The following is a 20,975-nucleotide window of genomic DNA, read 5'->3' on the forward strand; positions in this document are numbered from 1 at the left end:
TCTGAAACAGTTGCTAAGGTGATCACTCGCGGTTGAGAACCCAGCCGCAAGCCGATGTGACGGCTTGCCCTGGGTGTGCCCGCCCTTCGCAACGCAGCTCCCAGAGCCCGTCGTCACACCGGCATGCCGCTGTGACCGTGACGACGCGAAAGGAGCAGGCGGTGTCGTCCGCGAGAATCACCGCCCTGGAGGCCGAGGTGGCGGGGCTGCGCAAAGCCCTGGTGTCCCGGACAGTCATTGGGCAGGCCACAGGCCTGATCGCCGCGCGCAAACCCTGCACACCCCAGCAGGCGTTCCAGCTGCTGGTGCACATCTCCCAGCACCACAACATCAAGCTGCACGTCGCCGCCGACCGGCTGGTCATGGCGTTCGTGCACGCGTACCTGGGACGGCCCGTCGAACCGGCCGACCAGATGCTGTGGGATCACGTCGACGCGACGACCGCGAACGACTCCGGTGGGAGCGACGACGGGTTCGCCGAGGAGGTCAGCAGCACGTCTCCCTGAGGCAGCGGGACGGGGGTCGTGCCGAGGTTCACCACCACGCGGAGCACTCCGCGGTGCAGCACGAGGCACTCCCCGTCCTGTTCCACCACGAACCTGTCCAACCGCGGGTCGGCCAGCTCCGGGCGGGAGCGGCGCAACGCGATCAGGGCGCGGTAGGTGTCCAGGACGACGGCGTGGTCGCCCTCAGCGGCCTCGTCCCAGCGCAGCCGCGAATTCTCGACCGTCTGCGGCGACATCGGGTCAGGAACGTCGGACTCGCCCCAGCCGTGCCGGGAGAACTCCCGCCGCCGGCCCGTCCGGACGGCCTCCGCGAGCTGCGGGTCCGGGAAGGACGCGAAGAACTGCCACGGCGTGGACGCAGCCCACTCCTCCCCCATGAAGATCATGGGCGTGTAGGGCGAGGTCAGCACTATCGCGGCCGCGCACAGCAACCTGCCGGTGGACACCGACGCGGACAGCCGGTCGCCCGTGGCCCGGTTGCCGATCTGGTCGTGGTTCTGCGTGTACGCGAGGAACCGATAGCCGGGGATCAGCGCCGTGTCGACCGGCTTGCCGTGGTGCTTGCCCCGGAACGACGACCAGGTGCCGGCGTGGAAGAACACCTTCTCCAGCGTGTTCTTCAACGCACCCGGTGCCGCGAAGTCCTCGTAGTAGCCGAAGGTCTCGCCCGTCAGCGCGACGTGCAGGCAGTGGTGCAGGTCGTCGGACCACTGCGCCTGCAGGCCGTACCCGCCGCCTTCGCGCGCCGTCACGAGCTTGGCGTCGTTCAGGTCCGACTCGGCGATCAGCGTGAGCGGACGGCCCACGGACGCCGAGAGCGCGTCCACCTCGACGGACATCTCCTCGAGGACGTGGGTCGCACGGCTGTCCGCCAGTGCGTGCACCGCGTCGAGCCGCAGCCCGTCGACGTGGAAGTCCCGCAGCCACTGCAGCGCGTTGTCGATGACGTACCGGCGCACCTCGTCGGAGCCCGGCCCGTCCAGGTTCAGCCCGGGGCCCCAGTCGTTGCGCCCGGCGAAGTACGGCCCGAACTTGTCGAGGTACGCGCCGGACGGCCCGAGGTGGTTGTAGACCACGTCGAGCAGCACGGCCAGGCCGCGCGCGTGGCAGGCGTCCACGAACCGCTTGAACCCGTCCGGCCCGCCGTAGGGGTGGTGCACGGCACCCCACAGCACGCCGTCGTAGCCCCAGCCCTCGACGCCGTCGAAGCTGTTGACCGGCATGACCTCGACGAACGTGATGCCGAGGTCCACCAGGTGGTCCAGCCGGCCGATGGCCGCGTCGAACGTGCCCTCGGCCGTGAACGTGCCGATGTGCAGCTCGTAGATCACGCCGCCCGGCAACGCCCTGCCGGTCCACGCGCCGTCGGTCCACTCGAAGTCGTGCGTGTACACGCGGGAGGCCTCGTGCACGCCGTTCGGCTGCCACAGCGACCGCGGGTCCGGGTACGCCTTGCCCTCGATGACGAACGCGTAGTCCGTCCCCTCGGCCTCGGAGTGCCACCAGTCGCCGTCGCGCTTCATCTCGTGGTCGGCACCGTCGACCCGCACGTGCACCGACTCGGGCGCGGGCGCCCAGACGGAGAAGCTCACTGATCCCCCTGCACCAGCAGCGCTACCGGATAGGTCTCGAGCAACGAGGCCAGGTCCTCCGTCGCCGGCCGCCCGGTGAGGACGTCCGTCCACTTCGCACCCGGCAACGGCAGAACCGTGTCCTGCCAGCCCTTCTGCTCCAGGCCGACCGGCAGCCGCGTCGCCACGGTGATCACGCCGGACCGTTCGAACGCCAGCACATGCTCGGCGGCCGGACCTTCCGCGTGCAACGCCCGGTAACCGTGCAGACCGCGCTTGCGCACCTGCAAAGCCTTCTGCACCACCAGGAGCTTCGCCGCGCCCGAGTCGTCGACCTCCGGCAGCCAGCCGGACTCCAGGCGTGCCAGCAGGTCCCGGCGCACGTCGTAGTCGACCGGCCTGCGGTTGTCCGGGTCGACCAGTGAGAAGTCCCACAGCTCGGTGCCCTGGTACACGTCCGGCACACCCGGCGCGGTGAGCTGGACCAGCTTCTGCCCCAGCGAGTTCGACCAGCCGGGAGCCTTGATCCGTTCCGCGAACGCCGCGACCTCCGGCTCGTTCAGCGCCTTCGCCGGCCAGGCGGCCACCTCGGCGTCGAACTCGGCGTTCCGGTCGACCCACGACGTCTTGATCTTGGCCTCGCGGGACGCCTTCTCGAGGTAGGCGCCCAGGCGTTCCTCCGTGAGCGGCCACGCGCCGACGAGCGACTGCCACGCCAGGCGGTTCAGCGAAGGCTCGGAGAGGCCGTGCTTCTGGCTCATCTCGGCCTCGAACGCCAGGTACTCGTTCGGGATCTCCGCCAGCACCGCGAGCCTCGCGCGCACGTCCTCCGACCGCTTGGTGTCGTGGGTGGACAGTGCCGTCATCGCGGTCGGCTCCGCGGACTCCCGCCGGGCCGCGCGTTCGTGGAACTCGCCGACGGGCATCCCGAACCGGTCCGGCGAACCGCCGACCTCGTTGAGCGCAACGAAGTTCGTGTACCGGTAGAACGCGGTGTCCTCGGTGCCCTTCGCGACGACCATGCCGGACGTCTGCTGGATCCTCGTCGCCAGCTCACCGTGCGGGTCGGCGCGGACCTGCTCGTCCAACGCGCGCACCGCGGACGACCTGCTCCGCTGCACCGCGATCTCCCAGTGCCGCAGGCCTTCCGGGAGGTAGGAGCGGTACACCGGGAAGTTGACCATCACCTCGGCGACGGCCTTGCAGGCGTCCTCGAACTCGACGCCCTGGACCAGCCGCGCGATCCGGCGCACCTCGGCCACCAGGATCGAGTCCGCGACCTGCTGCCGCGACGAGTGCTCGATCTCGTGGAAGTCGCCGCTGAAGGCGTCCCTGGGGGCGATGAACACGCCGCAGATCTCGCGCAACGCGTCGTAGCCCGTCGTGCCGTCGACCGGCCAGCTCTGCGGCAGCGACTCGTCCGGCCCGAGGATCTTCTCCACCACGAGCCAGCCGTCGAAGTGCTCGCGCAGCCGCCGGAAGTACCCGCCGGGGTCGGCGAGCCCGTCCGGGTGGTCGATGCGCAACCCCGTGACACCCCAGGACAACACCGCGCGGTGCGTCGCCTCGAACACCTCCGGGTCCTCGACCCTGACCGCCGCGAGCTCGGTGATGTCGAAGAACCTGCGGTAGTTCAGCTCGGTGTTGCCGCGTCGCCAGTTCGCCTTCAGGTAGTGCTCGTGGACCTCGTCGGGAGCGTCCTCGCCCAGCACCGGCAGCAGCACCTTGCCCGACGACCAGTCGATGTCGAAGTACTTCGCGTACTGCGACGCCTGGCCGTGCTCGAGCACGTCCTCCCACCACGGGTTCGGCACGACCATGTGGTTCGGCACGATGTCGACGACCAGACCGAGGTCCAGTGCCTTCAGCCGGTCCTGCAGCGCCACCCTGCCCTCGTCGCCGCCCAGCTCCGGCCGGGCGCGGGTCGGGTCCACGACGTCGTAGCCGTGCGTGGAACCCTCCCGCGCGTCGAGCATCGGCGACGCGTACAGCGCGCCGATGCCCAGGCGTGCCAGGTAGTCCGCGACACCGGCGGCGTCAGCGAAGGTGAAGGACGGTGTGAGCTGGACGCGGTACGTCGAGGACGGCGCGCCCATCAGCCCACCCGCTGCAGCACGACGAGCGACCGCGCGGTCAGCGACAGCTGCCCGGAGGCGGCGATCGGCTTCTCCTTGCCGCCGACCTCACCTGTCGTGGTGTCCACGACGACCCTCCACTCGGGACCGTACTCGGGCTCGGGCAACGTGACCTGGATGTCCTCGTAGTGCGCGTTGAAGGCCATCAGGAACGAGTCGTCGACCACCCGCATGCCGCGCGAGTCGAGGTCGGGGATGCCCTCGCCGTTGAGGAAGACGACGATGCACTTGCCGAGGTCGTCCTCCCAGTTCTGCTCGGTCATCTCCTCGCCGGCCGGCGTGAACCACGCGATGTCGCGCAGCTCGTCGCCCTTGCGGATCGGCCTGCCCGCGAAGAAGCGCTTGCGCCGGAACACCGGGTGCGCCTTGCGGAACGCGGTGAGCGCCGCGGTGAAGTCGGCCAGCTCCTTGTTGGCCTCCAGCAGCGACCAGTCGACCCAGGAGACCTCGTTGTCCTGGCAGTACGCGTTGTTGTTGCCGTTCTGCGTGCGGCCGAACTCGTCACCGTTCACGATCATCGGCACACCCTGCGACAGCAACGTCGTCGCCATCAGGTTCCGCCGCTGCCGCGCCCGCAGCGCGAGGATCTCCGGATCGTCCGTCGGCCCCTCGACACCGCAGTTCCAGGACCGGTTGTGGCTCTCGCCGTCCTGGTTGTCCTCGCCGTTGGCCTCGTTGTGCTTGTCGTTGTACGACACCAGGTCGTTCAGCGTGAAGCCGTCGTGCGCCGTCACGAAGTTGATCGACGCGTACGGCCGCCGGCCGTCGTCCTGGTAGAGGTCGCTGCTGCCGGTGATGCGCGACGCGAACTCGCCCATCGTCGCCGGCTCACCGCGCCAGAAGTCGCGGACCGTGTCGCGGAACTTGCCGTTCCACTCCGTCCACAGTGGAGGGAAGTTGCCGACCTGGTACCCACCGGGCCCGACGTCCCACGGCTCCGCGATCAGCTTGACCTGCGACACCACCGGGTCCTGCTGCACGACCTCGAAGAACGTCGCCAGCCGGTCCACGTCGTAGAACTCGCGCGCCAGCGTCGCCGCCAGGTCGAACCGGAAGCCGTCGACGTGCATCTCGGTGACCCAGTACCGCAGCGAGTCCATGATGAGCTGCAACGTGTGCGGCGAGCGCACGTTCAGCGAGTTACCGGTACCCGTGTAGTCCGTGTAGTAGTGCGGGTCTTCCTCTTCGAGCCGGTAGTACGACTCGTTGTCGATACCGCGCATCGACAGCGTGGGCCCGAGGTGGTTGCCCTCCGCCGTGTGGTTGTAGACGACGTCGAGGATGACCTCGATGCCCGCCTGGTGCAGGGCGCGCACCATGCCCTTGAACTCCTGCACCTGGTTCAGCGGCAGCGCCGAGTACCCGTCGTGCGGTGCGAAGAACCCGATCGTGTTGTAACCCCAGTAGTTGCTGAGCCTGCGCTCGGCCAGCGTGTGGTCGCTGATGAACTGGTGCACCGGCATCAGCTCGACGGCCGTGACACCGATCTTGATCAGGTGGTCGATCATCACCGGGTGCGCGAGACCCGCATAGGTGCCCCGCAGGCGCGGCGGGATCTCCGGGTGGTCGATGGTGAGACCGCGGACGTGCGCCTCGTAGATGACGCTCTCGTTGTACGGCGTCTTGGGCAGCCTGTCGTTCGTCCAGTCGAAGAACGGGTTCACCACCACGGACTTCGGCACGTGGGGCGCTGAGTCGTCGTCGTTGCGCTCGTCCGGCGACCCGAACTTGTACCCGTACAGCGCCTCGTCCCAGGCCAGGCCGTTCGAGATGGCCTTGGCGTACGGGTCGATCAGCAGCTTGTTCGGGTTGCAGCGGAGACCTCGCGCAGGGTCGTGCGGACCGTGCACGCGATAGCCGTACCGCTGCCCCGGGCCGATGCCGAGCAGGTAGCCGTGGTGGACGAACCCGTCCACCTCGGGCAGCCTCACGCGGGTCTCGGTGCCGTCGTCGTCGAAGAGGCAGAGCTCGACGTACTCCGCGACTTCGGAGAACAGGGCGAAGTTCGTGCCCACTCCGTCGTAGCCGGCGCCGAGCGGGTAGGGCCTTCCAGGCCAGGGTCGCACAATGCTCCTCGTCACAAGGCAGTAGAGCTACCGACAGACCATATCCGTGCGGCACCGTCGTGGCATCACGTCGTCGTGACCGGCAGATCAGGTCTTCATCAGACCCGGCCACCGGCTGCGGGGCCGGCGTTTCACGGCCACCAGCCCACGTGGAGCGGGTCCTCGGCTTTCGCCACGCCCCGGTCCGCGCGGGTCTTCGACAACGGGAGCCAGCGGTCTGCCACGATCAGGTGACTACCCAGCGAGCGCGTCTTGTACTCCAGGTGCCGCCGACACTTTGTGAGCCCGGCGATCGCCAGGGGAAGCCGGCGGGTGCGGCGCAGCTCAGCCACGTGCAGGTCCTCGGACGGCGCTGTCGTCCGCTCGCGCAGGCCGTCGTGCCGCGGGTTCACCACGCGGTGACGGACGTCGCAGAGCCCGGGCAGCGAGCACCGCGACCTCGCGGCAACGCGGTGCGCGGACAGTGCCCGCGCCCGTGCCGGGTCGGATGCGGGCCGGTAGGCCTGGTGGGCGATCACACTCGAAACCCTACGAGCGGGCACCGACAATTCCGGCCCGCTACAGCGAAGTTCTCACGAGAACAGGAGAGGCTTAACTCGATCGTGTGATCGTCACCCGTCGGCGACTACCGGCCGCCGTCACACTCCTTCGTGTGCCAGCACCAGCTGCCCACGTGCGGCCGTGAGCAACGTGCGGGCTTCCTGGATCTCCGCGTACTTCAGGTGTTCACACGCCGCCTCCGCGCACGCCAGCGCGTACTGCAGGGCCGTGTTGTCCTCGACGGGACCTGCGTCCCGCAGCGCGTCGCGCAGGGATTCCTCCGCGCGCCGTGCCCCGACGACCGGGTCGCCCAGCGCGGTCGGTCTCACCGAAGCGAGGACCTGCTCGACGGCCAGTTCAAGCACGCCGGTCGATGTCCGCGTGCCCACGGCTGAGCTCATTTGGTACGCCACCTCCAAGAACGTTCGTCTTCCGCCGTCCGGTGACGGCTTCACAGTACTCCTCAGGTCTATGACCTGCCGTTACGCAAAAGTTTCATCTTCCGCGGTTGCGGAGTGGCCGGGTGATCTCGCGGACCCTGGGGAAGAAGTCGTCCAGTGCCACCGGCAGGGGGATTCTCCAGTTCGGGTGCTCGTCGATCGTGCCCGGCACGTTGGGCTGCCGGGTCTCCCGCAGAGCGTCCTGGGGTGAGGTCAGGACCAACGCGCAGGGTGCCTGCGCGAGCAGTTCGTGCGCGCCCTCGACCCTGTCCGCGGTCTTGACGCCCTCCTGACGCATCAGCGCGTCGAAGTCGGGGCCGTCCGGTCCGGCGAAGAACGTCGCCGCGGTCGGCAGGTCGTGCGTGGAGATGCTGGCCATCTGGTTCGGGTTCCACTGCGACGGCGGGATCAGCGGGTGACCCTCCGCGTAGTAGTCGCGCTGGAAGTAGAGGACGGCGCTGGTCAGCATGCCGTTCTCCTGCAACGTCTTCGTGACGACCGGCTCGACCGTGCCGAGGTCCTCGCCGACCACGACGGCGCCGGCGCGGTACGCCTCCAGCGCGAGCACTCCGAGCATGGCGTCGGAGTCGTAGTGGACGTAGGTGCCCCTGCTGGGCGGCTCGCCCGGCGGGATCCACCAGAGCCGCCAGAGGCCCGCGACGTGGTCGATGCGGATGCCGTCGGCGTGCTTGAGGACGCTGCGCAGCACCTGCCGGAACGGCCGGTAGCCGGTCTCGGCGAGCTTGTCGGGGCGCCACGGCGGCAGCCCCCAGCCCTGGCCGTCCGCGCTGAACGCGTCCGGTGGCGCACCGACCGTGACGTCGATGGCGAACACGTCCGGGTCGGCGAACGTGTCCGCGCCGCCGGGGTCGACACCGACCGGCAGGTCGTGGATGACGCCGATGGCCATGCCGGCCTCGTGCGCGGCGAGCCGCACGTCCTGGAGCTGGCGGGTGCAGAGGTGCTGGAGCCAGGCGTAGAACCCGACGCGCTCGGCCGGCGGTTCGGCGCGGTCGGCGGGCCAGGTGCGCCAGTCCTTGCCGTGGACCTCGGCGAGGGCGCAGTAGGTCGCGAACTTCTCCAGCTCGGCGTCCATCTCGACGTCGCCGCCGGGGAAGAGCAGCTCCAGGGCCTGCTTCTTGGCGTCCCAGATCGCGTCGTAGTCGATCAGCTCGTGGTTCTCGGGCCTGAGGTCGCGGATGAGCTGCCGGGTGCGCGGGCAGGCCTGCAGGAACTCGGCCGTGTCGGTGACGCGCAGGTACAGCGGGTTCGCGAACCGGCGGCTGGTCGGTGAGTACGGCGAGCGCTCGACCGGGTGCGTCGGCGACGGCGCCTGCACGGGGTTGACGAGCACGACACCGGCGTCGAGCTCCAGGCTGCTGCGGCGCGCGATGGTCGCGAGGTCGGCGAAGTCGCCCATCCCCCACGACTCCTTCGAGCGCGCGGCGTAGAGCTGCAGCATCCAGCCCCAGGTGTGCGGGACGTCCGGCAGCGTCCTGGGTGCGACGGCGAGCGTGACGATCTGGTCCTCGGTGACGACGCGGTGCCAGCCCAGCGGGACCGAGTCGGGCACGTGCCGTTCGACGGCGAACGAGGTGCCGTCCTCCAGCTCGATGGTCGCCGGCCCGCGCAGGTCGTACGTCTCGTACTCGCGGACGACGATCGTGGGAGGGAGCTTCCGCTCGGCCCTGCGCCGCTCGACCTCGGCGAGCTCGCGGGCGACGGAGTCCTCAGTGGACGCGTCGACGCCGAACTGGGCGAGGACCTTCACCACGACCTCGCGATCGACCACGACCTCTTGCTGGTCCGCGTTTTCGTACCGTGTGGCAACGCCCCAAGCGTCCGCCAGCCGCGCCACCAACTCCTCCACAGTTACAAGCTATGTCATAGCCAGCGCCGCATTACCAGAGCAAATGGTCCCTGGTCACCCGATGGGTGCAGGCCGGTCGAGACACCCACGCAGAGATGCATTTACTTAGACATCCGATGCTTCACCTGGAACAGCCACGACCGCCTCGACCTCGACCAGGAAATCGGGTCCGAACAAAGCCGCCACCTGAACCAGCGTGCTGGCCGGGTTGGGCAGTTCTCCCAGGGCGGGACGGAGAATCTCGTCCCGCACGTCACGAATGGTCTGAACCTCCGACGCATCAAGCACGAACCACGTGAACTTGATGACATCCGACCAGTCGGCGCCGAGATTTTCGATGACGTGATGAAGATTGCCCAACGCCTGCCGCGTCTGCGCCGCGAGGTCGTCCACGCCGACCGCGCATCCCTGCGCGTCCACGGCCACCTGTCCGGAGACGAACGCGAGCCTTCCGGTGACCGTCACCGCGTGGGCGTAGCCGGGGGTGGTCGGCAGGCCGGGCAGTTCGGTCAGGCGCTCATGAGCGGGCATGGCGCCACAGTACTCAGGCGACCGGCCCGCTGGAGTTGCGCACGACCAGCCGCACCGGGTGCTCGGCCGGCTCGATCTCCCCGCCCCTGATCAGCGTGAACAGGTCGGCGACCGCCCGCTCCCCCTGCTGCTTCGCGGCCCCCTCGACCGCGGTCAGCCCGACCACGCGGGTGAGCTCCTGCCCGTCCAGCGACACGATCGACACCTCGTCCGGCACCGCGCGCCCGTCCCGCTGCATGCGCAGGAAGATCCCGACGGCCGCGGCGCCGTTCGAGCTGATCACCGCGGTCGGCAGGCGTTCGCCGTCGAGCAGCACGTCGACCACCTGCTCGCCGCCGTCGACGGTCGGCGAGCACCACACCGTCCACTCGGGACGGACCTCGAGTCCCGCGGCGACCAGGATCTCGTCGTAGGACTCGTCGACGCCGTCGGCCAGCACCAGTGCCACCTCGCGGTGCCCGAGCGCCTGCAGGTGGGACACGGCGGTCCGCAGCGCGTGGCGCAGATCGGTGTCGTCGACCGTGACGTGCGGTACCTCCAACGACTCCAGCGCCACCTGCTCCGAAGAGGACAGCGACATCGACAGCAGCAGCACACCGTCCACCCGGCGCCCCAGCGGGAGCTCGCCGAAGAACTTCGCGCGCGCGTCCGCGTCACCCAGGACGTAGAGCAGCACGTCGTACCCGGCCTGCCGCAACGCGCCCTCCGCGCCGGCCAGCACGGGGCTGACCTCGGACGTCAGCACCGCGATCGCGTACCGGCGGCCACCGGCCAAAGAGGAGGCGTCGCGCGCGATGGCGTACTTCATCCGCCGCGCGATCTCGCTCACGTGCTGCCTGGTCGCCTCGGACACGCCCGGTTCGCCCCGCAGTGCACGCGATACGGTCGCAGCGGACACCCCAGCGGCCTTGGCCACGTCGGACATGCTGGTCACGGCCCGAGCGTATTGGAGATCCATGAAGCCCGGCGACCTCGCCCCCGAGTTCACACTGCCCGACCAGGACGGCACCGACCGCAAGCTGTCGGCGCTGCTCGAGGACGGGCCGGTCGTGCTCTTCTTCTACCCCGCGGCGATGACGTCCGGGTGCACCGCGCAGAGCTGCCACTTCCGCGACCTCGCCAAGGAGTTCGAGGAGGCCGGTGCCCAGCGCGTCGGGATCTCGATGGACGACGTCGCGAAGCAGAAGGAGTTCGCCGAGCTCAACGGCTTCGACTACCCGCTGCTCGCCGACGTCGGTGGCGACGTGGCGGAGCAGTACGGCGTGCGGCGCCGGTTCGGGCCGATCCCGGTCAAGCGGCACACGTTCGTCATCGGCGCCGGCCGCGAGATCATCGAGGTGGTCAAGAGCGAGTTCTCGATGAACGCGCACGCGGACAAGGCGCTGGAGGCTCTCAGGAGTCGGTGATCGTCAGCACGCCGTAGGGCCCGGAGGCCTTGCCCTCGCGGACGGTCTCGCCGCCGATCGAGTACTTGCCGTGCACCTCGGCGCCGTCCGGGCCCGCGACCACCACGAGCATCACGGACACGGGCGCGGGTTCGGCAGGCACGTCGACGGCGTACGTCCACGGCAGCGTCACGTTCGCCTCGTTGCGGATGGACGCGCCGACGGTCGCGGTGACGTTGAACGCCTTGCCGACGCCGGTCACCTCGAACACCACGGTGCGCTTGCCCGGCACGGGCGGAGGTTCCGCCTGCACCACGGGCGGCGGCGGTCCCGGCTCCGGCGCCACGCCCGTCGAGGAGCTGAAGGTCTGCTTCAGCATGGTCGTCACGTGATTGCCGAACGCGAGTGAGCCCACGACCACCAGCACCGTGACCAGCAACAGCACCCAAGGCCACTTCGACGTCCTGGGTGGCTCGTGCAACGGCGGCGCGACCCCGTACTGCGGCGGTTGGTGCGACATGGAGACCCCCTGCTGAGGGAGTCGATCTCGCGCCTCCCGCTGTTACCCGTGGCTGAGACGCGGACGACGGCGAAACGGATCCGGGTCAGCCGATCCGCACCCCGGCCTGGGCGAGCTGCTCGACGTGGTCCGCGCTGAGCACCCCCGCGTCGTGCAACCGGTACTCCGCCGCGAGCTCGCGCGCCCGCAGCCGGAACGACCCGCCGTACAGCACCTCGCGCACCGCGGCCTTGATCGCTTTCGCCGACGGCGCCGACGTGCGCAGGTTCACCCCGGCACCGGAGCGTTCGACGCGGGCGGCCACCTCGGGCTTGTCCTCCGTCGCACCCGCCACCACCAGCGGAACGCCCTGGGCGAGCGCGAGCTGCACCCCGCCGAGCCCGCCGTTGGTGACCATCGCGGCGATCTCGGGCAGCAGCCGGTCGTAGGGCAGGAACGGCGCGGTGAAGGCGTTGGCGGGCAACGGGCCCAGGTCGTGCGTGCCGGTGCTGGCGACGACGGTGACCGGTTCGTCGGCCAACGCGTGGATCGTGGGCAGCACGAGCTGGTGCAGGTCCATGTCCGCGACCGTGCCCTGGGTGACGTGCACGATCGGGCGTCCTGCGGTCATCATGCGTTCCCACCAGTCCGGCAGGCCGGCGGACGGCGCCGCGTCGACCAGCGCACCGACGAACTTCACCTGCGGCGGCATGAACGCGCGCGGGTGCTCCAGGCCGGCGATGCCGTTCTGCAGATGCAGGTGCGACGACACGCTCGCGAGCCGGCGCTCGCCCTCCGGCAGCCCGAGCCCGGCGAGGATCCGGTCGCGGTGCTCGAACACCGGCTTGAACACCACGTTGTCCAGCAGCCCGCGCACGGCCGCGTAGCGCAACCGGGCGAACGCACCGGTCCGGTACCGCAGACCCGGTCCGAACGGCGGCACGTCCGGCGCGGGCAGCATCATCGGCGTGACGCCGACGCTGACGGCGCGCGGCCCGCCGAGCAGTTCGAGCACGGTCGCCCCGACGTACGCGGTGTCGTGCACGACGAGGTCGGCCGACTGTTCGGCCAGCAGCCGCTGCAGGTCGGCGACCTGCGCCGGGATCGGGTCGAGGAACACCGCCGTCATGTCGTAGCGCAGCTTCGCGATGCCCTTGAGCCGGGCGCGCTCGGGGAACAGCTCGTCGACGTTGCGCCCCTGGTGGTCGATCGAGGCGTCCATCCCGACGAACTCGGCCCCGGTGGCGGCGATCCTGTCCGCGAACACCCGGCCGGTGCACCAGCGCACGTGGTGACCGCGGTCGGTCAGCGCACGGGCGATGGGCAGCAACGGCGCGACGTGGCCGGGCACGGGCATGGTCGCGAACAACAGGTTCAGTCGGGGCACCGGCGTAGTCGATCAGATCGCGCTTAACGCGCCCTAATTCGTCATCTCAATCCGGCCAGCACGAAGTCGGCGATCTCCCCCGCCAGCTGTCCTGGCGTCTTCTGCCCGTCCGGCCGGAACCACATCGGCAGCTGGTTGACCACACCCAGCGCGATCCGCACGACCGTGTCCGCCGGCACGACGGAGCTGAACTCGCCGTCGGCCTGCCCCTTCTCGACGACCGCGAGGAACGTCTCGTGGTAGCGGCGGCGTTCCGCGCGGAAGTCGGCCATCCGGTCCTCGCCGAGCCGGTGCAGCTCGCGGACGAACACCGCCGTCTCGTCGACGTGGTCGGCCGTCGAGGTGACGAGCGACGCCAGGATCTCGCGCACGGTCTCGCCCGCGGGCAGGCCGAGGCCGATGATCCGGTCCATGTCGGCGGACTGGGCCGTGATCAGCAGCCGGTAGATCTCGAAGAGCAGGTCGTCCTTCGAGCGGAAGTAGTGGTAGAGCGCGCCCTTGGTGACCTCGGCGGCGTTGACGATCTCCTGCACCGAGGTCGCGTCGTAGCCCTGCGACGCGAACAGCCGCACGGCCGCGTCGATGATCTTCTGCTCGGTCGCGCCAGGCATCGTCAGGCCTTCGGTGCCAGCGCGCGCACTTGTTCGATCTGGTCACCACCGGTCGGGAGCAGGGCGATGATCGGGGTGTCGACGCCCTGGGCCTGGTACTCGGCCACGCGGTCACGGCACTGCGCCGGCGACCCGTGCACTACCAGCGCGTCCACGACCTCGTCCGGGATCGACTTCGACGCGGCCTTGCGGTCGCCCGCCGCCCACGCCTCGTGCATCGGGCGCAGCGCCTCGCCGCGGCCCAGCCAGTCGTGGAACGCCGCGTAGGCGGGCACGGTCAGATAGGTGCTGATCAGCATGCGTCCCAGCGCCCGCGCGGCGTCGGCGTCCTCGGTCGGGCAGACGAAGATGCGGGCCGCGAGCTCTGCGTCACCCAACTCGGCGCGGACCTGCGGCACGTCGGTGGCGGCGAGCCAGTTCGTGATCGCGCCGTCGGCCTCGCGACCGGCCAGGCGCAGCATGTTCGGGCGCAGCGCCGCGAGCATGATCGGCACCTTCTCGGTCGGCGGCCGCTCCAGCTTGAAGCCCTTGACCGAGAACGTGTCGTAGTCGGCGCTGACCTTCTCCCCCGCCAGCGCGGCCTTCAGGAACCGCAGCGTGTCGCGGGTGCGCTTGAACGGCTCCTCGAACGGGATCGCGTTCCAGCGCTGCACGATCGCGGGCGACGACGAGCCGATGCCCAGCACGAAACGCCCGCCGGTCACCTCGGCGAGCGTCGCCGCGGTCATCGCCAGCGTCGCGGGACCGCGCGTGTAGACGGGCGCGATCGCAGGGCCGAACCGCAGCTCGGAGGACCACTGGGCGGCCAGGGCGAGCGGCGTGAACGCGTCGGTGCCCGTCGTCTCGGCCGACCACACGTCCGTGTAGCCGAGGCCGGCGAGCTCGGACACCAGCGCGCGGTGCTCCAGCACCGGCACACCGATCAGCGGCAGCGTGATTCCCCAACGAGCCATGAACGCCTCCAAGCCTGCGACATTCCTAAAAGCCGTGGGCTGGTGATGTTGTCGGCACGCGAGAGGAACGCTCGCGTGCCGACAACATCACCAGCGACTTGGGAGGCACCCTACCGACCGGTCGGTATGCTCACAACCTCACTTCTTGCGGGCCATGGTCAGCCCGTCCGCGATGGGCACCAGCACCGACTCGACGCGCGAGTCGGTGCGGACGAACCTGTTGAACGCGTCGATCGCGGCGGCGTTGCCCTCCGGCTGCTCGTCGGCGGCCTCGCCGTAGTAGAGCGTGTTGTCGGCGAGCAGCAGACCGCCCTGCCGCACTCTCGGCACCAGCAGGTCCCAGTAGTGGACGTACCCGACCTTGTCCGCGTCGATGAACACGAGGTCGATGACGGGCTCCTCCGGCAGCTCGGCCAGCGTCACGGCGGCCGCGCCGATCCGCAGGTCGATCCGGTCGCGCACGCCCGCCGCCTGCCAGGCCTCCTCGGCGATCGTGGTCCACTCGGCCGAGAGGTCGCAGGTGATGACCTTGCCGGACGGGGGAAGGGCCTGCGCGAACGCCAGCGTGGAGTACCCCGTGTAGGTGCCGACCTCGACCACCGTCTGCGCGCCGGTGAGCTTGACCAGCAACGACAGCAGCACCGCCTGCTCGTGCGGTATCTGCATCTCCGCCGAGTCGCCGAGCTCGGCCGTGCGGGCGATCAGCTTCTCCTGCACGGCGGTGGGCTGGCCTGCCTGCTCGCGCACGTAACGGTAGATCTGCGGGGTCATGACCACGGTCTTGAAGTCGTTCACGCGCGGCCTTCTCTCATAGTCGGGTGACGAACGTCCTGAGTGTCTCTCCGTACTCGGGCCTCAGCGGGCGTTTCGCGAGGTCGTGACCGATCGCGGACAAGATGGCCGCGCGATGCGTGTGATAGCGGCTCACACACACGTTCTCCCGGCTGACGAGGAAGAACTCGTCGAACCGGTCGCGCTCCGCGTCACTGGTGGGCACGCTCGTGCGGCCGGCCTCGCGCAGCAGCGACGGGCCGCTGGGCACGAGTCTGCGCATGACCTCCATGTGTGCCACCAGGTTCGCCTTGCTCGCGATGGAGAGCGGTTCGGCCGCCACGGGCCCCAGAGCGGCACGCGCCCGGCGCAACAGGCCGGGCAGTGGCTCGTAGTCACGTGCCCATCGCCCGCTGAACGCCGGGTCGAACGTCACCATCATCGGCCGGATGACGTCCTCGTACACCTCACGGGAACAACTGCCCGAATAGGCGAGCATCACCGAGTACGCGTCGTATCCAAGCGCAGCGAGGCGGACTAGTTGCGAATCAGGCTCGCGTATCAGCCGATCGAGTGAAGCCGAAAGAAACTTCCACACCAGGAATGCGCCCTGATGGCCGAGAAACCACCGGTGCACGGCGTGTTCCACCGGGTCTTCCGGAGCATTGATGTCGATCACCGTTTGAAAGCAGCGTTCCGCGCACGGAATCAGTTCCACGTCCGGCATCGGCAGCCGCAGCACGGGCAGGTCGACCCAGGAGTGCCCCCACGGGGGCACGTAGAGGGGAGCACTCATCGTCGACCCTCCACTTCGGACACAAGAGTGTCGAGCAGGTCGGCCACCTCGCCCAGCGCGGTGTCCAGCGGCCGGTCCTCCACGATCGGCGGCACCTCGTCCGCCAGCCGGTCGAACACCTCCGCGATCCGGGGCGCCTGCGGACGGCGCGCACCGACGTGCACGGCCTGGCGCAACGCGATCGCGAGCCCCGCGTGCAGATAACGCAGCAGCCCCGTCTGGTCGAGCGCGGTGAACGCGGCCTGGGTGCCGAACGGGACGACGTCCTGGTTGTGCAGGTTGGTCGGCAGGCTCTGCACCGAGGCGGGCGCCGCGGCCCTGCGCATCGCGGCGATCGTGGCGGTCGCGCAGAGCTGGACGCCCTGCACCGCGTGGTGCTGACCGGGAAGCGGGCTGAGCATCGGCGGCAACCCGTTGGTGCGGTGGGGATCCACCAGCAGGTCGAGCTGACGTTCGGCCAGGTTGCCCAGCTGCACCAGCGCGACGTTGAGCTGGTCGGCAGCGAACGCGCTGGGCTGGCCGAAGAAGTTGCCGCCGTGCACGATCTCCCCGGACTCCGGGAAGAACAACGGGTTGTCGCTCACGCCGTTGAGATCGCGGCACACCACGTCGTCCGCGTGCCGCACGCTCGTGCCGGCGGCGCCGATCAGCTGTGGCGTGCAGCGGATGCTGTAGGGCTCCTGCAGCGGACGCTCCCCGGATGGCTTACTCCCTTCGAGCCAACTTCTGATGGCCGCACCCGATTCAGCGACGTCCGGATGCCCGAACGCGGCCAGTAGTCCAACCGACGTGAACTCGGTGCCGCAGCCCAGGACGTCGGTCATCAAGGCGGACAACAACTCCGCCGTCCGCCGAGCGCGAACCGATTGCGCCACAGCGAGTCCTAGTGCTGCGGCGGTCACCGAAATTCCGTTGACCAACGCGAGCGCGTCCCGGCCGTCCAGCACGAGTTTCCCAAGCCCTGCCCGTGTGAGCGCTTCCTCGGCAGGCATGAGCCGTCCTCGGTGGAATGCGTTCCCGTTACCGCGCAACGCATGCGCCACATAGGCCAGTGGCTGGAGATCACCACTCGCACCGACTGACCCCAAACGTGGTACTGCTGGGGCGAACTCGGTGTCCAGCATGGCAGTCAGCGACGCCACGACCTGCTCGGACACTCCGGATCGCCCCTGTGCCAACGAGAACAGCCGCGCGAGAACGGCAGCTCTGGCGACCCCCGGCGGCATCAGTTCACCGTGGCCGACGATGTGGTGCAGGATGGTGTTGTCACTCTGGCCGGCGCTGTCCGCGCGGCCCTCGAACTCGACGAGCGGGCCGAAACCCGTTGTGACACCGTAGATGGCGCGCCCGGACGCGCTGACTTCGAGCACGAACTCACGGCAGCGCGCGATGCGTTCCCGCACGTCTTCAGGCAGTTCGACGTGCAGCGGATCGCGGGCGAGTTCGAGGTGCGCGGGTTCGAGGCGTGCGGCCAGATTCAAGGCAGCAGAGGAAGTTCCGACAGGCACGATGCCTCCTGGGGACTGGGAGCCACTCGCGACGATCCCCGTTGACCTGTCTGCGAGGAAGGGCCTTAGGTACGCAGTAGACGAGAAAAAGTTCTCAGCAGTCCTTCGGCGTGATCAAGCCACCGGAGCGGTGATCGAACTCTCCGCGCACGATTCGGGCCAAAAGGTCGGCGGACTGCTCCACCGGGGTGAACCTGCCCTCGTCGCGCTGAGACCTCGCCCACGTCGAGATCCTTCGCTGGTCCGGATCGTCCGAGTCCATGGTGGCCCCACGGCGCATCAAACCGACATCGACCATTCCGGGGTCGTAGCCGAGAACGGCGATCGGGCGGTGTTTCAGTTCGACCGCGAGGTTCTCGGTCAGCTTGATCACGGCCGCTTTGGACACCGAGTACGCCGTGACGTAAGGCCACCGGTGCACACCGGCATTGCTGACCACGTTGATGATCCGGCCGCTCGTCATCGTGCGAATCGCCGCGTTCGCCGCGAACGCGGTGCCGCGCAGGTTCACCTCGACCGTGTGCCACCAGTCGTTCTCGTCGACCTGCCACGTCGGACCGACCGGACCGCCGAGCGCACCGTTGTTGACCAGCACGTCGATCCCGCCCAGACTCTCGATGAGCTCAGGCGTCGCGTGCGGGTCGCCGAGGTCGGCTACATGCGACTCGACATCCACGCCCTGGGCCCTCAGTTCGGCCTGCGCGGTGTCGAGAGCCTTCTCGTCGCGTCCTGTTATGACGAGCCGATGTCCTTGCGCGCCAAGGACCTCGCTGAACGCCCTGCCGAGCTCCTTGGCGCCACCGGTGATGAGCACCCTCACCTAGGGGTGTCCTTCAGCAGGCGACGGAGGATCTTGCCTGAGACGGACTTCGGTATCTCTCGCACGAACTCAACCTGGCGCACCTTCTTGTAAGGCGCCACCTCCGCGGCCACGAAGGCCATCAGCTCGTTCGCGGTGACGTCGCCTTGCGTGACCACAAAGGCTTTGGGCACTTCGCCGTTAACCCGATCGGGCGCACCGATCACCGCCGCGTCCAGCACGGCGGGATGCCGCCGCAGCACCGCCTCCAGCTCGGCGGGCGCGACCTGGTATCCCTTGTACTTGATCATCTCCTTGATGCGGTCGACGACGTGGAACCGGCCGTTGTGGACTCGCACGAGATCCCCCGTGCGCAGCCAGCCGTCCACGAAGGCGTCCCGCGTGGCCTGCTCGTCGCCGAGGTAACCGTCCATGAGCTGCGGTCCGCGGATGAGCATCTCGCCCTCCGCCGCGTCCGTCGTGGTACCCGGTTGGACGATCCTCGCCTCGGTACCGGGACACAGCACACCGACGCTCGTCGGGTCTGATTCCAAGTCGTAGTCGAATGTCTGGTGCGTGCCGCCGGCTTCGGTGAGGCCGTATCCCTGCCGCAGAGGCGCTTGGAGCTTGCGTTCGGCTTCCTGGCGGATCGTGTCGTCGAGCGGGGCCGCGCCGCAGAGAACGAGCTTGAGGCCGAGTCCCGGTACCGGCTCTGGGAGATCCGCGATGGCGGCGGCGAGCGGAGGAACGAGAAACGCCCGTGTGACGCGATGTTCGGCCAGCCGCCGCAAGTAGGTCGCGGCGTCGCTGCGCGGCATCGTCACGAGCGTGGCGCCGCCGAGCAGGCCGGAGTTGAGGATGATCGCGAAGCCGTAGACGTGGAAGAACGGCAGGTTCGCGGCGAGCACGTCGGTCTCGTCGATGCGCCAGCCGGGGCGGTGCTGCTCCAGGTTCGCGACGAGCGCGCGGTGGCTCAGACCGACGGCCTTGGTGAGACCCGTTGTGCCGCTGGAGAAGAGCACGACCGCCGTGCTGTCGGGGTTTCCCGGTGGGAGCGAATCCTCCTGGCTGTCGGGAAGGTCGTCGAGGTCGAGCGTCGCGGTGACGTTCGCGAGGTCCTTGAGCCGCGCGATCTCCGGCGGCGTGAGCATCGGGTTGATGAGCGCGGCCGTCGCACCCGCGGCCATGACGGCATGGAGGCCGACGGCGAACCTGGGTCTGTTCAGGCTGGCGATCGCGACCGTGTCACCGGGCCGGATCCCAGCCCTGACAAGGCCTTTGGCCGTGCGCTCGACCTGCTCGCCGAGCTCGTCGTACGTGAGCGACTCGCCCGTGACGGCGTCCACGAGCGCGAGTTTGCCGTTGTGCCGTGCGCGTTCCAGCACGTGGTCGGGAACCGTGCGTTCGGGAACGGCCACCGCCGGCAGGGGGCTGCGGTAGATCACTGGCTCGGCTCCGGTCTCCACGTCGCCGCGCCTGATGCACGGCGACGTGGCCGGACACTATCGACACTTTTCGTGATCGTGTCGATGAGTTGGTCAAAGACCCACACCGAAAATGGTCAGAGACTCACGCCGCGCTCGGCCAGCCAGCCGACGGGGTTGATCTTCTGACCGCCACCGGCCCACACCTCGAAGTGCACGTGCGGCCCGGTCGACTGCCCGCGGTTGCCGATCGTCGCGATCTGCTGCCCGGCCTTGACCTTGGCGCCCTGCGGCACGTCGATGGTGTTCATGTGCCCGTAGACGGTGATGGTGCCGTCCTCGTGCTGGATGCGGACCCACAGCCCGAACCCGGACGCGGGCCCCGCCTCGACGACGGTGCCGTCCATGACGGAGACGATCGGCGTGCCGATGGCGTTCGCGATGTCGATGCCGTTGTGGCTGGTTCCCCAGCGAGCGCCGAAACCGGACGTGAACGAGCCCTGGGCGGGCCGCACGCACTTGGGGCGCTTCGCCTCCTGCTCGGCCGCGATGCGCGCCTGCTCGGCCTTGGCGGCCTCCAGGCGCTTCGCGTAGGCGCCCTCCGCGGACTTGAGGGCCTCCGAGACGTGGAACTGCGCCTGGATCTGCTCGGCCTGCAGCAGCTTGCGCGCCTCGGAACCGGTGGCGACGGAGTGGATCGTCTGCGGGCCCTGCTGCTGCGGCTCGGCGGTCATGACCGCGGCGAGGTTCTTGGTGGCCGCCACGGGGGCGATCACGCGGTCGATCGGGGTGACGGCGGACGCCGCCTGGGCGAAGCCGGCGCCGGCGAGGGCACTCGCGGCGACCACCACCGCTACGGCCTTCTTGCGGTCCAGGTCCACTCTGGTGATGACGTCGACCAGCGGACCTTTCGCACGATGCCGTGCCAAAACTGCCTCCATGCACTCGGGGGAGTTCGGCAACCGCGCTTCGCCTGGCGTCGGGGGGCCTGGCTGCGGGCTTCGGGGGCCCGGTGGTGGACTGGACCGCTTCGGGAGGCGTTCCGTGTCCTTGCGGTTATCGAACCGTGACATGCGGCGCAGAACGTAACCTCGTGTCACCGGCCCGAGCAAGCGAAGTGGGGGTTCAGGTGATTAGGCCCACTGCTCGTCACTTTGGGTAATCGATCGGTTTAGGCCATGGT

At 69.2% G+C, this 20,975-nt stretch carries 20 protein-coding genes; 2 read left to right on the forward strand and 18 right to left on the reverse strand.

Annotated features, from left to right (window positions below; all coding sequences use genetic code 11):
• Positions 1-161 precede the first annotated feature (161 nt).
• Positions 162-506 (forward strand): ANTAR domain-containing protein, encoded by a 345-nt coding sequence (locus ACSHWB_RS47680; RefSeq protein ID WP_439659968.1) that lies wholly within the window; start codon positions 162-164, stop codon positions 504-506.
• On the opposite strand, the gene treZ is transcribed toward ACSHWB_RS47680, so the two are convergent.
• From treZ to ACSHWB_RS47720, 8 genes are all read right to left on the reverse strand, one after another.
• A complete protein-coding gene (treZ, locus tag ACSHWB_RS47685; protein ID WP_439659969.1) occupies positions 425-2,098 on the reverse strand; it encodes a malto-oligosyltrehalose trehalohydrolase in 1,674 nt (557 codons plus the stop codon). The two genes, ACSHWB_RS47680 and treZ, sit on opposite strands and share 82 nt — an antisense overlap.
• Positions 2,095-4,173, reverse strand: coding sequence for a malto-oligosyltrehalose synthase (gene treY, locus ACSHWB_RS47690; RefSeq protein ID WP_439659970.1), 2,079 nt, complete (start codon positions 4,171-4,173; stop codon positions 2,095-2,097). The genes treZ and treY overlap by 4 nt, the downstream gene beginning before the upstream one ends.
• Positions 4,173-6,278 carry a glycogen debranching protein GlgX gene (gene glgX / locus ACSHWB_RS47695; RefSeq protein WP_439659971.1) on the reverse strand — a complete coding sequence of 702 codons (2,106 nt, stop codon included), beginning with the start codon at positions 6,276-6,278 and terminating at the stop codon, positions 4,173-4,175. The genes treY and glgX overlap by 1 nt, the downstream gene beginning before the upstream one ends.
• Before the next feature lie 131 nt (positions 6,279-6,409).
• Positions 6,410-6,796 (reverse strand): hypothetical protein, encoded by a 387-nt coding sequence (locus tag ACSHWB_RS47700; RefSeq protein WP_439659972.1) that lies wholly within the window; start codon positions 6,794-6,796, stop codon positions 6,410-6,412.
• A 120-nt stretch (positions 6,797-6,916) separates the two neighbouring features.
• Positions 6,917-7,219 carry a hypothetical protein gene (locus ACSHWB_RS47705; RefSeq protein WP_439659973.1) on the reverse strand — a complete coding sequence of 101 codons (303 nt, stop codon included), beginning with the start codon at positions 7,217-7,219 and terminating at the stop codon, positions 6,917-6,919.
• A 94-nt stretch (positions 7,220-7,313) separates the two neighbouring features.
• A complete protein-coding gene (locus tag ACSHWB_RS47710; RefSeq protein ID WP_439659974.1) occupies positions 7,314-9,128 on the reverse strand; it encodes a 4-alpha-glucanotransferase in 1,815 nt (604 codons plus the stop codon).
• Positions 9,129-9,233: 105 nt separating this feature from the next.
• Positions 9,234-9,659 (reverse strand): RidA family protein, encoded by a 426-nt coding sequence (locus ACSHWB_RS47715; protein ID WP_439659975.1) that lies wholly within the window; start codon positions 9,657-9,659, stop codon positions 9,234-9,236.
• A 13-nt stretch (positions 9,660-9,672) separates the two neighbouring features.
• The gene (locus ACSHWB_RS47720; protein ID WP_439664799.1) at positions 9,673-10,584 is read right to left on the reverse strand and encodes a LacI family DNA-binding transcriptional regulator; all 912 of its coding nucleotides are present in this window, start codon (positions 10,582-10,584) and stop codon (positions 9,673-9,675) included.
• A 31-nt stretch (positions 10,585-10,615) separates the two neighbouring features.
• Here ACSHWB_RS47720 and ACSHWB_RS47725 point away from each other — a divergent pair, with 31 nt between their 5' ends.
• Positions 10,616-11,065 carry a peroxiredoxin gene (locus ACSHWB_RS47725; protein ID WP_439659976.1) on the forward strand — a complete coding sequence of 150 codons (450 nt, stop codon included), beginning with the start codon at positions 10,616-10,618 and terminating at the stop codon, positions 11,063-11,065.
• Here ACSHWB_RS47725 and ACSHWB_RS47730 read toward each other — a convergent pair.
• The 10 genes from ACSHWB_RS47730 to ACSHWB_RS47775 all read right to left on the reverse strand — a co-directional run bounded on the left by ACSHWB_RS47730 (position 11,052) and on the right by ACSHWB_RS47775 (position 20,721).
• Complete coding sequence (locus tag ACSHWB_RS47730) at positions 11,052-11,564, reverse strand: hypothetical protein (RefSeq protein WP_439659977.1); 513 nt, start codon at positions 11,562-11,564, stop codon at positions 11,052-11,054. The two genes, ACSHWB_RS47725 and ACSHWB_RS47730, sit on opposite strands and share 14 nt — an antisense overlap.
• 85 nt (positions 11,565-11,649) lie before the next feature.
• A complete protein-coding gene (locus tag ACSHWB_RS47735; RefSeq protein WP_439659978.1) occupies positions 11,650-12,930 on the reverse strand; it encodes a nucleotide disphospho-sugar-binding domain-containing protein in 1,281 nt (426 codons plus the stop codon).
• 41 nt (positions 12,931-12,971) lie between these two features.
• Complete coding sequence (locus ACSHWB_RS47740; RefSeq protein WP_439659979.1) at positions 12,972-13,541, reverse strand: TetR/AcrR family transcriptional regulator; 570 nt, start codon at positions 13,539-13,541, stop codon at positions 12,972-12,974.
• Positions 13,542-13,543: 2 nt separating this feature from the next.
• Entirely contained in the window at positions 13,544-14,494 is a 951-nt protein-coding gene (locus ACSHWB_RS47745) for an LLM class F420-dependent oxidoreductase (protein ID WP_439659980.1), read from the reverse strand.
• A gap of 138 nt (positions 14,495-14,632) precedes the next feature.
• A complete protein-coding gene (locus ACSHWB_RS47750) occupies positions 14,633-15,289 on the reverse strand; it encodes an O-methyltransferase (RefSeq protein WP_439659981.1) in 657 nt (218 codons plus the stop codon).
• A 13-nt stretch (positions 15,290-15,302) separates the two neighbouring features.
• Positions 15,303-16,007 carry an L-tyrosine 3-hydroxylase gene (locus ACSHWB_RS47755; protein ID WP_439659982.1) on the reverse strand — a complete coding sequence of 235 codons (705 nt, stop codon included), beginning with the start codon at positions 16,005-16,007 and terminating at the stop codon, positions 15,303-15,305.
• 50 nt (positions 16,008-16,057) lie between these two features.
• Positions 16,058-17,569: an HAL/PAL/TAL family ammonia-lyase gene (locus ACSHWB_RS47760; RefSeq protein WP_439659983.1), complete on the reverse strand. Its 1,512-nt coding sequence runs from the start codon at positions 17,567-17,569 to the stop codon at positions 16,058-16,060.
• A 94-nt stretch (positions 17,570-17,663) separates the two neighbouring features.
• Positions 17,664-18,389 (reverse strand): SDR family NAD(P)-dependent oxidoreductase, encoded by a 726-nt coding sequence (locus ACSHWB_RS47765; RefSeq protein ID WP_439659984.1) that lies wholly within the window; start codon positions 18,387-18,389, stop codon positions 17,664-17,666.
• On the reverse strand, positions 18,386-19,813 hold the full coding sequence (locus ACSHWB_RS47770) for an AMP-binding protein (protein WP_439659985.1): 1,428 nt from the start codon (positions 19,811-19,813) through the stop codon (positions 18,386-18,388). Before ACSHWB_RS47770 ends, ACSHWB_RS47765 begins: the two co-directional genes overlap by 4 nt.
• A 116-nt stretch (positions 19,814-19,929) precedes the next feature.
• A complete protein-coding gene (locus tag ACSHWB_RS47775) occupies positions 19,930-20,721 on the reverse strand; it encodes a M23 family metallopeptidase (RefSeq protein ID WP_439659986.1) in 792 nt (263 codons plus the stop codon).
• Positions 20,722-20,975 lie beyond the last annotated feature (254 nt).

It is taken from the genome of Lentzea sp. HUAS TT2 (genome assembly GCF_051853195.1).
Classification (GTDB): Bacteria; Actinomycetota; Actinomycetes; order Mycobacteriales; family Pseudonocardiaceae; genus Lentzea.